13 protein-coding genes are annotated in these 15,699 nt (G+C 39.6%); all 13 read left to right on the forward strand.

The window, feature by feature from the left end:
* On the forward strand, window positions 1-1,326 hold a 1,326-nt coding region (gene dnaA / locus IGI44_RS00005; RefSeq protein ID WP_438785725.1), incomplete at its 5' end, for a chromosomal replication initiator protein DnaA.
* A 247-nt stretch (window positions 1,327-1,573) separates the two neighbouring features.
* Window positions 1,574-2,704, forward strand: a complete 1,131-nt coding sequence (gene dnaN / locus IGI44_RS00010; protein ID WP_438785726.1) for a DNA polymerase III subunit beta — start codon at window positions 1,574-1,576, stop codon at window positions 2,702-2,704.
* Between the two features lie 235 nt (window positions 2,705-2,939).
* Complete coding sequence (gene yaaA / locus IGI44_RS00015) at window positions 2,940-3,182, forward strand: S4 domain-containing protein YaaA (RefSeq protein ID WP_010747417.1); 243 nt, start codon at window positions 2,940-2,942, stop codon at window positions 3,180-3,182.
* Window positions 3,169-4,287 carry a DNA replication/repair protein RecF gene (gene recF / locus IGI44_RS00020; RefSeq protein WP_438785727.1) on the forward strand — a complete coding sequence of 373 codons (1,119 nt, stop codon included), beginning with the start codon at window positions 3,169-3,171 and terminating at the stop codon, window positions 4,285-4,287. Before yaaA ends, recF begins: the two co-directional genes overlap by 14 nt.
* Entirely contained in the window at window positions 4,288-6,237 is a 1,950-nt protein-coding gene (gyrB, locus tag IGI44_RS00025) for a DNA topoisomerase (ATP-hydrolyzing) subunit B (protein ID WP_438785728.1), read from the forward strand.
* A gap of 14 nt (window positions 6,238-6,251) precedes the next feature.
* Window positions 6,252-8,756 (forward strand): DNA gyrase subunit A, encoded by a 2,505-nt coding sequence (gyrA, locus tag IGI44_RS00030; RefSeq protein WP_438785729.1) that lies wholly within the window; start codon window positions 6,252-6,254, stop codon window positions 8,754-8,756.
* 181 nt (window positions 8,757-8,937) lie between these two features.
* A complete protein-coding gene (rpsF, locus tag IGI44_RS00035) occupies window positions 8,938-9,240 on the forward strand; it encodes a 30S ribosomal protein S6 (protein ID WP_010742561.1) in 303 nt (100 codons plus the stop codon).
* 44 nt (window positions 9,241-9,284) lie between these two features.
* Window positions 9,285-9,797, forward strand: a complete 513-nt coding sequence (gene ssb / locus IGI44_RS00040; protein WP_438785730.1) for a single-stranded DNA-binding protein — start codon at window positions 9,285-9,287, stop codon at window positions 9,795-9,797.
* Window positions 9,798-9,820: 23 nt separating this feature from the next.
* Entirely contained in the window at window positions 9,821-10,054 is a 234-nt protein-coding gene (rpsR, locus tag IGI44_RS00045; protein WP_010742563.1) for a 30S ribosomal protein S18, read from the forward strand.
* 182 nt (window positions 10,055-10,236) lie between these two features.
* On the forward strand, window positions 10,237-12,201 hold the full coding sequence (locus IGI44_RS00050; RefSeq protein WP_438785731.1) for a DHH family phosphoesterase: 1,965 nt from the start codon (window positions 10,237-10,239) through the stop codon (window positions 12,199-12,201).
* Window positions 12,198-12,650 (forward strand): 50S ribosomal protein L9, encoded by a 453-nt coding sequence (rplI, locus tag IGI44_RS00055; protein ID WP_438785732.1) that lies wholly within the window; start codon window positions 12,198-12,200, stop codon window positions 12,648-12,650. The genes IGI44_RS00050 and rplI overlap by 4 nt, the downstream gene beginning before the upstream one ends.
* A gap of 127 nt (window positions 12,651-12,777) precedes the next feature.
* Window positions 12,778-14,139: a replicative DNA helicase gene (dnaB, locus tag IGI44_RS00060; RefSeq protein ID WP_016179294.1), complete on the forward strand. Its 1,362-nt coding sequence runs from the start codon at window positions 12,778-12,780 to the stop codon at window positions 14,137-14,139.
* A 232-nt stretch (window positions 14,140-14,371) separates the two neighbouring features.
* Entirely contained in the window at window positions 14,372-15,664 is a 1,293-nt protein-coding gene (locus IGI44_RS00065) for an adenylosuccinate synthase (protein WP_438785733.1), read from the forward strand.
* Window positions 15,665-15,699 lie beyond the last annotated feature (35 nt).

The raw sequence follows: 15,699 nt of genomic DNA on the forward strand, positions 1-15,699 counted from the left end.
TTGACCTCATTGGACAATTTCTGGCAGGAATTGAAGGACAGTTACAAAAATGACCTCAATCCTGCCAGTTATGATGCCTGGGTAGGCACAGCTAAACCCTTATCTTTAGCACATAATCAATTGACGATCGAAGTTACGAGTGATTTGCATAAGCGCTATTGGGAAAAACATTTAGCAGCAAAAATCGTTGAGATCGGTTTTAAAGTGACAGGGGATGAGATCATGCCGCTGTTTGTCACACCAGATGAAGCACCGCCCGTCAGTATTGTGGAAAAAGAAGAAACACCCAAAGTAGAGACAACAAAACGAGCAATGCTTAATCCCAAATATACATTTGATACCTTTGTAATCGGGAAAGGGAATCAGATGGCTCATGCGGCGGCTTTAGTTGTCGCTGAAGAACCTGGCTCAATCTATAATCCGCTTTTCTTTTATGGAGGAGTTGGTTTAGGTAAAACCCATTTGATGCACGCGATTGGCCATCAAATGCTAGCAATAAATCCGCAGGCGAAAGTTAAATATGTTTCTAGCGAGACATTCGCAAATGACTTTATCAATTCAATTAAGAACAAAACTTCGGAAGAATTTAGACAGGAATATCGTAAAGTGGATCTCTTATTAGTGGATGATATTCAGTTTTTTGCTGACAAAGAGGCTACTCAAGAAGAATTTTTCCATACCTTTGAGAACTTATATAATGATAATAAACAAATCGTTTTGACTAGCGATCGTCTACCAAATGAAATACCTAAGCTGCAAGAACGACTAGTTTCTCGCTTCGCTTGGGGTTTATCAGTTGATATTACACCGCCAGATCTAGAAACACGAACAGCTATTCTGCGAAAAAAAGCGCAAGCAGAAAATCTTGAAATTCCTGATGATACCTTAAGTTACATTGCTGGACAGATTGATTCTAATATCCGCGAACTAGAAGGTGCCTTGGTTCGGGTACAAGCTTTCGCCACAATGAACAGTGCTGATATCACAACGAGTATTGCCGCAGACGCTTTAAAAAGCCTGAAAGGAACCAGCAACTCGCAGCTTTCTATCAGCAAAATTCAAGATGAAGTCGCTAAGTTTTATCATATCCAAGTAAAAGACTTAAAAGGGAAGAAACGAGTTAAAACGATTGTTGTTCCGCGACAAATCGCTATGTATCTAGCTAGGGAAATGACTGAAAGTTCCTTACCAAAAATCGGTGCAGAATTTGGCGGGAAAGACCATACAACAGTCATTCATGCACACGAAAAAATCAGTCAATTAATGAAAAACGATAGCAGTATCCAACAAGAGATCGCAGAGATCAAAAATTTACTACTTGGTTAACTTGTGGAAAATAATAGAAAGTAACGCGTGTTTATCCACACCTTATCCACAAGTGGAAAACTTATTATTTCAAGCTTTAATCTACTTTTTCCACATGATCAACAGGGCCTACTACTTTTATTACTTAAATTATTAAATAAATAAATATCTTCAAGCTAATAAGTCTTTGATGCCGTAGCTAATTGAAAGCGATCATTAAGCATTATTACTTTCAATAAAACAATAAAAAGAAAAAAGGAGTTCCATTATGAAATTTACGATTAATCGTGCACGCTTTATTCAAGAATTACAAACTGTTCAACGGGCAATCTCTACTAAAACAACGATTCCGATCCTAACAGGGGTAAAGATTGAATTAAACAATGAGGGGCTAAATCTGACTGGTAGCAACGCAGATATCTCAATTGAAACTTTTTTGGCTGCTAATGATGAAAAAGCGGAGTTACAAATCATTGAAGCAGGTACAATTGTTTTACAGGCTCGCTTTTTCAGTGAAATTATTCGTCGTTTACCAGAAGTAACCTTTACACTGGAAGTTCAAGAAAATCATCAAGTATTGATTACCTCTGGAGCAGCTCACTTTACAGTTAATGGGTTAGATGCAGATAATTATCCTCATCTGCCAGTCGTCGAAGAACAAAATCAATTAAAACTACCTGTCCACCTGTTGACAAAATTAATTGGTGAGACTGTTTTCTCTGTATCTCAGCATGAAAGTCGTCCGATTTTAACAGGAGTTCACTTTACGATGTCTAACGGACAATTATTAGCAGTTGCGACAGACTCGCATCGTTTGAGTCAACGAATTGTGCCTGTGGAAAACGCAAATAAAGATTTTGATATCGTTATTCCAGGTAAAAGTTTAGTTGAATTATCTCGTTCATTGTCTGATGAAGAGGCTGAAGTTGAAATCAGTATTATGGAGAATCAAGTTTTATTCAAAACACCAACGATGTATTTCTACTCTCGTTTGTTGGAAGGAAACTATCCCGATACCAATCGTTTAATCCCAACAAGTTTCAACACTGAGATTACTTTTTCCGTTCCAACTTTTTTAGCAGCAATTGAACGTGCATCGTTACTTTCCCATGAAGGGCGTAACAATATTGTGCGTTTAGCAATTGCTGATAATTCAGTCATTCTTTACGGAAATTCACCAGAAATCGGTAAAGTAGAAGAAGAATTAGTTTACGAAAAAGTCAGTGGTGACCCACTTGAGATTTCGTTTAATCCTGATTACATGAAAGATGCTTTACGTGCTTTTGGTGATATGAGTATCAAGATTCAATTTATTTCAGCGATTCGTCCGTTTACTTTGGAACCTAGTGAAGGGGATGTCTCCTTTATTCAATTGATTACACCAGTACGAACAAACTAAAGAAAATTTATGGAGTTTCACAAATTTTTTGAAAAATATGAAAACATTTTGTAAAAGATAGAATTTCAGTAAAAGGTCTTAAAATCGATTTTAAGACCTTTTACTTTTTTTTGAGTGAATTAATTAAAACAGCTTAGAACTTCTTAAATCGAAAAATACAACGAGTTAATTTGTTTTATCTATAAAAAAAGGGTATAATAAAGAGGTGTTTCTAGCATGAAAATGAGGGATGAATGTGAAACAAAAAATTTTTTTAGAAACAGAGTTCATGACGCTTGGCCAGTTATTAAAAGAGATTAATTTAATCTCTAGTGGTGGACAAGCCAAGTGGTTTCTTGCAGAAGAAACAGTATTTGTAGATGGCGAGTTGGAAAACCGCCGCGGCCGAAAGCTCTATCCAGGAATGATGATCGAGATTCCTGAGGTAGGAACTTTTTTTATGGTCAAAAATAAGGAAGAACAAGATGCAGCTGAATAGGCTTGAGTTGAGAAATTACCGAAATTATCAAGAACTTGTCCTAGAATTTCCTAATCGATTGAATATTTTTTTAGGTGAAAATGCTCAAGGAAAGACGAATCTTCTAGAAAGTATCTATGTATTAGCTTTAACACGTAGTCATCGAACTAGTAGTGAGCAAGAACTAATTGGTTGGGAGGATGATTTCGCTCAAATAAAGGGTCGAATCCAACGCGGGACTAGTGAGTTGGAGTTAGAACTATTGCTGACAAAAAAAGGCCGTAAATCTAAAGTCAATCACATCGAACAAAAAAAATTGAGCAGCTACATCGGTCAATTGAATGTCATTTTGTTTGCGCCAGAGGATCTTTCTTTAGTAAAGGGAAGTCCTCAAACGAGACGGCGTTTTATCGATATGGAATTAGGGCAAATTAATCCGGTCTATCTCTATGATTTAGCACAATATCAGCAGACTTTAAAGCAGCGTAATCTCTATCTAAAACAATTATCTGAAAAGAAGCAAACAGATGAGATTTATCTCGATATTTTAACGGAACAGTTGGTAGATTTTGGTAGTAAGGTCTTAGCCAATCGTTTGCAGTTTGTTAAAAAGCTGGAGTATTGGTCTAATGATCTTCACGGTAAGATCACTAATCAAAAAGAAACCCTGGCGATCGAATATGATGCCAGTCTACCGCTAGAAAGTGAAGATGTTGAAAAAATTCGCAGTATTTTTCTGAAAGAACTACAGAAAAATCGCAAGCGGGAAATATTCAAAGGAAACACTTTTTTAGGTCCTCACCGGGATGATTTGATCTTTAAAGTTAATAAGCAAAATGTGCAGACTTATGGGTCACAGGGGCAACAACGAACGACTGCATTAAGTGTCAAATTAGCAGAGATTGATTTGATGAAGGAAGAAACAGGAGAATATCCGATTTTACTTTTAGACGATGTCATGAGCGAACTTGATGATAGCCGTCAGATTCATTTATTAGAGACGATTGAAAATAAGGTTCAGACGTTTTTGACGACAACGACGTTAAATCATGTTAAAGGTAAAATGACGGTCCATCCGGATATTTTTTATGTCCATCAAGGACAGATAGAAAGGAAAGAAACGTAGATGACAGAAGAGGAAAAGAGTTTACTAGAACGTGCTCAAGAGTACGATGCCAGTCAGATCCAGGTTTTAGAAGGGTTAGAAGCTGTTCGAAAACGTCCGGGAATGTATATTGGTTCAACTAGCACGGAAGGCTTGCACCACCTTGTTTGGGAAATCGTGGATAATTCCATTGATGAGGCTTTGGCAGGGTTTGCAACACATATCCATGTAGTGATCGAAGAAGATAATAGTATCACCGTTAGCGACGATGGACGCGGAATTCCTGTCGGGCTTCAAGCGAAAACAGGACGTCCAGCCGTTGAAACCGTCTTTACGATCCTGCATGCCGGCGGAAAGTTCGGCGGTGGCGGATACAAAGTATCTGGTGGACTTCACGGTGTAGGAGCTTCTGTTGTTAACGCTTTGTCTACAAGTTTAGATGTTCGTGTTTTCAAAGAAGGTAAAATTTATTTCCAGGATTATCGACGTGGTGCGGTAGTAGATGATCTAAAAGTAATTGGCGAGACAGAAAAGCATGGAACGACAGTTCATTTTATACCAGATCCTGAGATTTTTACTGAATCAACAACCTTCAATTTCGAAAAATTAGCAACACGTGTACGGGAATTGGCTTTCTTGAACCGTGGTCTGAAGCTATCAATTGAAGATAAAAGAGAAGAAAAACCAGTTCTACGAGAATATCATTACGAAGGCGGAATTAAAAGCTATGTCGAGCATTTAAACCACAATAAAGCAGTTATTTTTGATGAACCAGTCTTTGTAGAAGGCGAGCAACAGGATATTACTGTTGAGGTCGCTATGCAATATACAGATGGGTATCATACAAACATTTTGAGTTTTGCGAACAATATCCATACTTATGAAGGTGGGACCCATGAATTCGGGTTTAAGACAGCTTTGACTCGAGTGATCAATGACTACGCCCGCAAGCAAAAAATCATGAAAGACAACGATGAAAATCTTTCTGGCGAAGATGTCCGTGAAGGTTTAACTGCTGTTATCTCCATCAAACATCCAGAACCGCAGTTTGAAGGTCAAACTAAAACGAAATTAGGAAACTCTGAAGTACGTACGGTGACAGATCGTCTATTCTCAGAGAATTTTATGAAATTCTTGATGGAAAATCCTTCTGTGGGCCGTCGAATTGTAGAAAAAGGTATATTGGCTGCTAAGGCTCGCCTAGCTGCTAAGCGTGCACGTGAAGTCACGCGTCGCAAGGGTGCATTAGAAATCAGTAACTTGCCTGGTAAATTAGCCGATTGTTCAAGTAATGATCCTGAAAAATGCGAATTGTTCATCGTCGAAGGAGATTCGGCCGGTGGTTCAGCGAAACAAGGTCGAAATCGTGAGTTCCAAGCAATTTTGCCGATCCGCGGAAAAATTTTGAACGTGGAAAAAGCGTCAATGGATAAAATTTTAGCCAACGAAGAGATTCGTTCGCTATTTACCGCAATGGGGACAGGTTTTGGGGCTGATTTTGATGTAGCTAAAGCTCGATACCATAAATTAGTCATCATGACGGATGCCGACGTTGATGGCGCGCATATTCGGACGTTACTTTTGACTCTATTCTATAGATACATGCGCCCAATCGTAGAAGCTGGTTATGTGTATATTGCTCAACCACCATTGTATGGGATCAAGCAAGGAAAAAATATCACTTATATCCAGCCAGGTAAAAATGCGGAAGAAGAATTGGCTCAAAAAATGTCTGAATTACCAGCAACACCGAAACCAAATGTACAACGATATAAAGGGTTAGGTGAAATGGATGATCATCAATTGTGGGAAACTACAATGGATCCAGAAAATCGCTTAATGCTGCAGGTCAGTGTTGATGATGCGATTGAAGCCGATCAGGTCTTTGAAATGCTGATGGGGGATCGTGTAGAACCGCGTCGTGCGTTTATCGAAGAAAATGCGCATTATGTTAAAAACTTGGATATTTAGTGAGGAGGATCAATTTGGAAGATCGAAGAGAAAATATACAGGCCGTCAATCTAACCAGTGAAATGAAAGACTCCTTCATTGATTATGCGATGAGTGTTATTGTCGCACGGGCTTTACCAGATGTACGAGATGGGCTGAAACCAGTTCATCGTCGTATTCTATATGGAATGAACGAATTAGGAGTAACTCCAGATAAACCACATAAAAAATCGGCACGTATCGTTGGGGACGTAATGGGGAAATACCATCCTCACGGTGATAGTGCGATTTATGAATCAATGGTCCGGATGGCGCAAAGCTTCAGTTATCGCAATATGTTAGTAGATGGGCATGGAAACTTTGGTTCCGTTGATGGTGATGGTGCAGCGGCGATGCGTTACACCGAAGCCCGTCTAAGCAAAATTGCAATGGAAATGTTACGAGATATCAATAAAGACACTGTTGATTTCCAAGGAAACTATGATGACAGTGAACAAGAACCTGTAGTCTTACCAGCGCGCTTTCCAAACCTATTAGTCAATGGAGCAACAGGGATCGCCGTTGGAATGGCGACGAATATTCCGCCACATAATTTGAGAGAAGTAACCGCCGCAATTGAATTATTGATGGAAAACCCTGACGCTACGACACAAGAACTGATGGAGTGTGTACCAGGACCAGATTTCCCTACAGGTGGTTTGGTTATGGGAAAATCCGGTATTCGTCGTGCCTATGAGACTGGTAAGGGTTCAATTACTGTTCGAGCGAAGATTGAAATTGAGGAACAAAAGAACGGTAAGGAACGTGTCATTGTTACCGAGTTGCCGTACATGGTCAACAAAGCAAAATTAATTGAGCGAATTTCTGAATTGCACAGAGACAAACGAATCGAAGGGATCACTGATTTGCGAGATGAATCTTCTCGTGAAGGAATGCGGATTGTGATTGAAGTTCGTCGTGATGTCAGTGCTTCAGTCATTTTAAATAATTTATACAAGATGACGTCGTTGCAGACATCTTTCAGCTTCAATATGTTAGCTATTGAAAAAGGTGTTCCAAGAATTTTGAATTTGAAACAGATTTTGGAAAATTATATCGAGCATCAAAAAATTGTCATTACTCGTCGGACAATCTTTGATAAGAAAAAAGCGGAAGCACGTGCGCATATCTTAGAAGGTTTACGAATTGCATTGGATCATATCGATGAGATCATTGCTACGATTCGCAATTCTGCTTCAGATGATATTGCTAAAGCTACTTTGATTGAACGCTTTGAATTATCTGATCGACAAGCACAAGCGATCTTAGATATGCGTTTACGTCGTTTAACGGGCTTAGAACGCGAGAAAATTGAAAATGAGTATCAAGAGCTACTAAAAACAATTAGTGATTTAGAAGACATTCTAGCGCGTCCTGAGCGTGTGGAAGAAATTATCCGTACAGAATTAGCAGAGATCGCTACAAAATTTGGTGATGATCGTCGGACAGAATTACTAGTTGGTGAAGTTTTAAGTCTTGAAGATGAAGATTTGATCGAAGAAGAAGATGTTGTTATCACGCTGACAAATAATGGTTATATCAAGCGAGTAGCATCAACTGAATTCCGGGCACAGCGTCGTGGTGGACGAGGAGTACAAGGCATGGGTATTCACGATGATGATTTCGTGAAGACATTAATCTCTTGTTCAACTCATGATACATTACTGTTCTTCACAAACAGCGGTCGGGTCTATCGAGCGAAGGGCTACGAAGTTCCAGAATATGGACGGACAGCTAAGGGAATCCCGATTATTAATTTGCTGGGAATCGATTCAAGTGAAACGATCCAAGCTGTGATTTCTGTAAATGGACAGGCAGAAGACGGACATTTCTTATTCTTTGTTACGAAGCAGGGGACGGTCAAACGAACCACGGTTACTGCCTTTTCAAACATTCGTGCGAATGGCTTGATTGCGATTGGATTGCGTGAAGACGATGAGCTAGTGAACGTAATGTCGACTGAAGGCGACGAAACAATTATTATCGGGACTCATGATGGCTATTCTGTAACGTTTAAAGAAAAAGCAGTTCGTGATATGGGCAGAACAGCCAGCGGTGTACGTGGTATTCGCCTACGTGATGAAGACTACGTGATCGGTTCAGCAGTGCTGAAAGAAAATCAAGAAGTTCTAGTTCTCACTGAAAAAGGTTACGGTAAACGGACGAAGGCTTCTGAATATCCAATTAAAGGTCGCGGTGGTAAAGGGATCAAGACAGCAAATGTCAAAGAGAAAAATGGTCCTCTTGCCGGCTTGACTGTCGTGAACGGTGATGAAGACATTCTTTTGATCACTGACAAAGGTGTTATCATTCGCTTCAATGTCGGCAGTGTTTCACAAACAGGTCGCGCTACGTTAGGTGTACGTCTGATGAAAATGGAAGAAAATACGAAAGTCGTGACTATGGCAATCGTTGATAAAGAAGACGAAGAAGCGGAAGAGACTGAAACAAACGAAACAACAGAAACGTCTGAGGAAACACCAAAAGAAACAGAAGAATAAAATTTTTAAAGGCTGGGAGCAATCCCAGTCTTTTTTCGTAACTTAAAGTAAAGAAACATTTGATTTTTGCAGGATGATTATGTATAATGATTATTTGTGAGTAGTCTAGATAAAATTTAGATCGCTCTCCTTGCTCTTAATAAAATTAAGAGCCTTATAGTCCATAGGGAGGTGAAAATCAATGAGTCAAAACACGAAGTATGAAATCACATACATCATTCGTCCGAACATTGATGAAGAAGCAAAAACTGCTTTAGTAGAACGTTTCGATACAATCTTGAAAGATAATGGAGCAGAAATTATCGATTCAAAAGATTGGGAAAAACGCCGTTTCGCATACGAAATGAACGGATTCCGTGAAGGCATCTACCATATCGTCAATGCAACTGCACCAACAACAGCTAGTGCAGTTAACGAATTCGATCGTCTTGCAAAAATCAATGACGATATTATTCGTCACATGATCGTTAAGATTGAAGAATAATTGTTTCACGTGAAACAATTGACGAGAAGGGAGCTGGCTTTACTTTGATTAATAATGTTGTACTAGTTGGTCGTTTAACAAAGGATCCTGATTTACGCTATACAGCAAATGGGACAGGTGTTGCAACGTTTACCTTAGCGGTGAATCGTAATTTTACGAATCAAAGCGGGAATCGCGAAGCAGACTTTATCAATTGTGTAATCTGGCGGAAATCAGCAGAAACTTTAGCTAATTATGCGCGCAAAGGAACTCTTTTAGGTGTGACTGGCCGTATCCAAACAAGAAATTATGAAAATCAGCAAGGACAACGTGTCTATGTGACTGAAGTTGTTGCTGAAAATTTCCAATTACTGGAATCTCGTACTGCAAGTGAGCAACGTCAACAGAATCCAAGTTCTGGTGATGGTGATAACTTCCAAGGTGGGGGAAATAATTTTAACAACAATTATAATCAATCCTCTCAGTCAGCTAAGAACACTATGCCTGACTTCGATCGAGATTCAGATCCATTTAGTGGATCCTCAATCGACATTTCAGATGATGATTTACCATTCTAACAATTGAATAGGAGGGAAACGGAATGGCACAACAAAGAAGAGGTCGCAAACGTCGTAAAGTAGACTATATTGCTGCTAATCATATCGAGTACATCGATTATAAAGATATTGAATTACTTAAACGTTTCATCAGCGAACGTGGTAAAATTTTACCTCGTCGTGTAACTGGAACAAGCGCTAAAAACCAACGTAAATTAACGATCGCTATCAAACGCGCACGTATTATGGGCTTACTAGCATTTGTTTCTGAAGAATAAAATGTCATTTTAAAGAGACTTCACTTTTGAAGTCTCTTTTTTGTGTTTCACGTGAAACATTCAAGAGAGTCGCTTGCTAAGGAAGATTGTGATAAAATTACACTGTTAGACTGTTCATTTCTACTTGCTAGAATTTAGCATAAAAAGAGGATGGATAGGTAAAACGAATTAGGAGGTTCTAGATGAAAAGGAATTCTAGAATAAAATGGTCCTTTTTCTTACTCTGTTTACTACTGATTCAATTAGCTGCAATTTTCTTGTTGCCGTTCAACGTTTTAACAGCCATGATTGTTATATTAATTGATCTTTTGTTATGGTTTTATACAATTGCCTTGCGTAAACGGGTTGAAATTACAAATCAACAGAAAATCCAGGATGCGTCTCAACATGCTCAAGAGGCCTTAGCATATGTATCTGATGACATGCCAGTAGGAATCATTACTTGGGATAAAGACAATACCTTCACGTGGTCAAATCCGGCAATTACAGAGAAAATTCAGCAGTTAACAAAAGAAGATCAGCAAGATATGGTCAATGAATTGCTGCAGCGAGCTGAAAAGGGAAAGAGTATTTATAAGATAGGCAGTATTCTCTATCATTTTGATTTAAATCAAGAAAAACGAGTTGCTTATCTAATTGATATCACTAAGGAATACGCGCTAGAGAACAAAGAGAAACAGCAACAGGCTGTCGTTGGGATTCTTTCAGTAGATAATTATGACGATGTCATCGATCGTCGAGACGATAAGGAAATATCGAATCTAAATTCCTTCATTACAACGATCATTTCTGACTGGATGGATTCCTATCGGATTTTCTATAAACGAGTGAATGAAGAACGCTTCTTTCTTTTTGCTCGCTACGATGACTTAGAAAAAATGATTGAAAATAATTTTGACTTGTTAGAGCACATCCGTGTATCGGCTGAAAAACAGGATATGTTGATTACCGTCAGCATGGGAATTAGCTATGGGACAGAATCATTGGAGGTAATCGGTGATGAAGCCCAAAATAATTTGGATATTGCGTTGGTTCGCGGTGGCGATCAAGTAGTGGTTAAAAATGCTGCTGAGGGACATAAGCCGGTTTTTTATGGTGGAAATTCGGCTAGTGCAGCGAAGCGGACACGGGTACGCTCACGGGCAATGTCCACGGCTCTAAAGAATGTCTTCAATCAAACGGGGAATGTATTTGTGATGGGGCATCGGTTTCCAGACATGGATGCGATCGGATCTGCGTTTGGTGTTGCTTGTTTAGCTCGTTATCATGACAAGAAGGTCCGAATTGTCATCAATGAAGAGGAGACGATTCCGGATGTAGAACGTTGTTTGACAGAGATTCATAAAAATGGAGAGCTGGAGGACTTATTGATCTCACCAGATGCTGCTAAGAGACAACGCAAAGCTGGTGATCTGTTAGTTATGGTAGACTATCATCGTCCTTCTTTGTCAATTGATCAGGACCTGTATGAACAGTTTGAAAATATCGTGATCATTGATCATCATCGAAGAGGAGAAGAATTCCCTGAAAAATCTTTACTGACGTATATTGAATCTTCAGCCTCTTCCGCATCAGAATTGGTGACGGAACTCATTCAATTTGAGAGTAATGAACGACAAAGAATGAGCAAGATGGCAGCGACACTGTTGTTAGCTGGTATTACGGTGGATACAAAGAATTTTGCCGTTCGAACAACAGCCCGAACATTTGATGTCGCTAGTTATTTAAAGACTTGTGGAGCGGATGCTTCTTTAGTACAATATCTATTGAGTACCGATATCCAATCTTATTTGGAGATCAGTAAACTAGTAGGTGAAAGTGATTATGTCAGAGATGATATTGTTGTCGCTACTGGAACTGACGACCATGAGTATGATAGCGTAACGGCAGCCAAAACAGCCGATACCTTGTTATCAATGGTGGATATCAATGCTGCATTCGTAATTATCAAAAGAACTGATGGAGTGATTGCTATCAGTGCTAGAAGTTCCGGGACGGTTAATGTCCAAACGGTGATGGAAGCCTTAGGTGGCGGCGGGCATTTCACAAATGCTGCTACTCAATTACCGAATAGTACAATCGCTGAAGCGAAAGAGCAATTATTGGATGCCATTAATAAACAGTTAACGGAGGGGACAGAAGAATGAAAGTAATTTTTTTACAAGATGTTAAAGGTAAAGGAAAAAAGGGCGATATTAAGGAAGTCCCAACAGGTTACGCTCAAAACTATTTACTAAAGAATAAATTAGCGAAGGAAGCTACCAAAAGCAGTATCTCTGAATTAAGCGGACAAAAGAAAGCTCAAGATAAAAAGGCGGCAGAGGTTTTAGCTGAAGCCAAAAAATTAGCGGACTTTTTAGCAAAAGAAGAGACTGTCGTAGAGATCAAAGCTAAAGGCGGCGAAGACGGACGCTTGTTTGGTTCGATCCCTTCTAAGCAGATCGCTGAAGGCTTGAAGAAGCAATATGATCTGAAAATCGATAAACGAAAAATCGAATTGGAAAATCCAATTCGTACACTTGGCTACACGAAAGTTCCGGTAAAGCTTCATACAGAAGTTGAGGGTGTTATCAAAGTTCATGTAGTGGAAGAATAATCTATTTAAACGGAATAATTGCAAGAGAGTATGAGAGTTCTTGAAATTAAGAGAATCCTCATACTCTTTGTTGTATTTAGCAAGTAGATTTTGTAAAATAGATGGACGAAGAGGAGCGTAAACAGACATGAGCGAAATGTTACAAGATCGTGTGCCACCCCAAAGTATTGAAGCTGAACAAGCGACTTTAGGCTCTATTTTTTTGGAGACGGATGCTTTGATTACGGCCATGGAGTACATAGTTCCAGAGGACTTTTATCGTCGTGGACATCAATTGATTTTTCGTGCAATGATTCAACTTAACGATCGCAATGAAGCAATTGACGTGGTGACGGTCAAAGAGTTATTGGAGCAACAAAATCAGCTGGAAGATGCTGGTGGTTTAAGTTACTTATCTGAACTTGCTTTGAGCGTTCCGACAGCGGCTAACGTAGGCTATTATGCCAAAATCGTGGAAGAAAAGTCTTTATTGCGGAATCTGATTCAAACGGCTACGAACATTGTGACCGAGGGTTTTGAGCAAGGAGACGACGTACAGACGATTTTAGATGCTGCCGAGCGTAATATCATGGAAGTATCAGAACGACGCAATAAGAGCGGGTTTTTGACCATCAGTGAGGTCTTGAATACCGCGATTGAAAATATTGACCAGTTGGCTCGAAATGATGAAGAAATCACTGGGTTACCAACGGGCTATGCGGCACTGGATAAAATGACTGCTGGCCTGCAGGCGGAGGAACTAATTATCTTAGCAGCCCGTCCAGCGGTGGGGAAAACGGCTTTTGCGTTGAATATTGCCCAAAACGTGGGAACTAAGACCGATAAATCAGTTGCTATTTTTAGCTTGGAAATGGGTGCAGAATCCTTAGTAAATCGGATGCTATGTGCGGAAGGTTCGATCGAAGCGAGTCATCTAAGAACGGGTCAGTTGTCAGAAGAAGAATGGCAGAACTTGATCGTAGCAATGGGAAGTTTGTCGCGGGCCAATATTTTTATTGACGATACTCCCGGGATTAAAGTCTCTGAAATTCGAGCAAAGTGTCACAAATTGGCTAAGGAAAAAGGGAATCTTGGTTTAATCCTGATTGACTATCTGCAATTGATTGAAGGAACTGGACGAGAAAATCGGCAACAGGAAGTATCCGAAATTTCACGTCAATTGAAAAAGCTGGCAAAAGAATTAAAAGTACCAATCATAGCCTTGTCACAGCTTTCTCGTGGGGTTGAACAACGTCAGGATAAACGTCCGGTATTGAGTGATATCCGTGAATCAGGATCCATCGAACAAGATGCGGATATCGTTGCTTTCTTATATCGTGATGATTACTATGATCGTGAAGGTGAAGAAGAGGAAGAATCACTAGCCAACCGTAACGTGATCGAAGTAATTATTGAGAAAAACCGGAGCGGGGCACGAGGAACTGTAGAACTGCTCTTTATTAAGGAATACAATAAATTCTCTTCCTTATCACCAAGAGAAGACTTCTAGCGCAGACCCCAAACCTGCGCTTTTTTGTCAGTTTTTTTTCACGCTTTAGCGTGATTAGAAAAATGATATGCGTACGAATTTTAAATCGTTTTTTCTGATTATTCAAAATTAATGTTCGTGATTTACCTTGTTTTTATAATCTTTATATTTTAATATTCGAATTTTCATTGAAGTGCAGCGCTATTCTTGTTACAATGGTTCAGGATTAAATAAAATAAAATGAGGTGTTCAGATGTCATCTGTAGTAGTTGTAGGGACGCAGTGGGGCGATGAAGGTAAAGGAAAGATCACAGATTTTTTAAGTGAGAATGCGGAAGTCATTGCTCGTTACCAAGGTGGAGATAATGCAGGTCATACAATCAAATTTGACAATGAAACATATAAATTACACTTGATTCCTTCTGGGATTTTCTACAAAGAAAAAATCAGCGTTATTGGAAATGGTGTGGTCGTCAATCCGAAGTCATTGGTTACGGAGTTGGCGTACTTACATGAACGCGGCGTCACGACGGATAACTTACGTATCTCTGATCGCGCCCATGTCATCTTGCCATACCATATCAAGTTGGACCAATTGCAGGAAGATTCAAAGGGTGAAAATAAAATCGGTACGACCATCAAAGGGATCGGACCTGCTTACATGGATAAGGCAGCTCGTGTCGGTATTCGCGTGGCTGATTTATTGGATAAAGAAATTTTTGAAGAACGCTTGATGATCAACTTAGAAGAAAAGAATCGTCAATTCGTCAAAATGTTTGATGACGAGGCGATGAGCTTTGATGATATTTTTGAAGAGTATTATGAATATGGTCAACAAATTAAACAATACGTAACGGATACATCCGTGATCTTAAACGATGCGTTGGATCAAGGTAAACGTGTCCTGTTTGAAGGTGCGCAAGGTGTGATGCTGGATATTGATCAAGGGACTTATCCATTTGTTACCTCTTCTAATCCGGTTGCCGGCGGTGTCACGATCGGTAGCGGTGTTGGACCATCTAAGATCGATAAAGTCGTAGGAGTATGTAAAGCTTATACGTCACGCGTTGGTGATGGACCTTTCCCAACGGAACTATTTGATGAAGTAGGCGATCAGATCCGCGAAGTTGGTCGTGAATATGGAACAACAACTGGCCGTCCACGTCGGGTTGGCTGGTTTGACTCTGTGGTTATGCGTCACTCAAAACGTGTTTCAGGCATTACCAATCTTTCTTTGAACTCAATTGATGTTTTGAGCGGTTTGGAAACGGTCAAGATTTGTACAGCTTATGAGCTAGATGGAGAATTGATTTATCATTATCCAGCAAGCTTGAAGGAATTAAATCGCTGCAAACCAGTCTATGAAGAACTACCTGGTTGGAGTGAAGATATTACTGGTTGTCGGGATCTAGCAGACTTGCCAGAAAATGCTCGGAACTATGTTCGTCGTGTTTCAGAGTTGGTGGGTGTACGAATCTCTACTTTCTCTGTAGGACCAGACCGGACACAAACGAATATTATGGAAAGTGTTTGGGCGCAAATCTAACTTATTGTGAGACAAGCAACCAATTATCTAGTAAA

The sequence above is a fragment of the Enterococcus sp. DIV0756 genome, from assembly GCF_051710745.1.
In the GTDB taxonomy this organism is placed as follows: Bacteria; Bacillota; Bacilli; order Lactobacillales; family Enterococcaceae; genus Enterococcus_A.

Bases quoted from the DNA above. Each gene is read 5' to 3' on its own strand.
- recF (WP_438785727.1), top strand. From the start codon at position 3,169: ATGCAGCTGAATAGGCTTGAGTTGAGAAATTACCGAAATTATCAAGAA.
- dnaN (WP_438785726.1), top strand. From the start codon at position 1,574: ATGAAATTTACGATTAATCGTGCACGCTTTATTCAAGAATTACAAACT.
- IGI44_RS00065 (WP_438785733.1), top strand. From the start codon at position 14,372: ATGTCATCTGTAGTAGTTGTAGGGACGCAGTGGGGCGATGAAGGTAAA.
- rplI (WP_438785732.1), top strand. From the start codon at position 12,198: ATGAAAGTAATTTTTTTACAAGATGTTAAAGGTAAAGGAAAAAAGGGC.
- dnaB (WP_016179294.1), top strand. From the start codon at position 12,778: ATGAGCGAAATGTTACAAGATCGTGTGCCACCCCAAAGTATTGAAGCT.
- gyrB (WP_438785728.1), top strand. From the start codon at position 4,288: ATGACAGAAGAGGAAAAGAGTTTACTAGAACGTGCTCAAGAGTACGAT.
- IGI44_RS00050 (WP_438785731.1), top strand. From the start codon at position 10,237: ATGAAAAGGAATTCTAGAATAAAATGGTCCTTTTTCTTACTCTGTTTA.
- rpsR (WP_010742563.1), top strand. From the start codon at position 9,821: ATGGCACAACAAAGAAGAGGTCGCAAACGTCGTAAAGTAGACTATATT.
- rpsF (WP_010742561.1), top strand. From the start codon at position 8,938: ATGAGTCAAAACACGAAGTATGAAATCACATACATCATTCGTCCGAAC.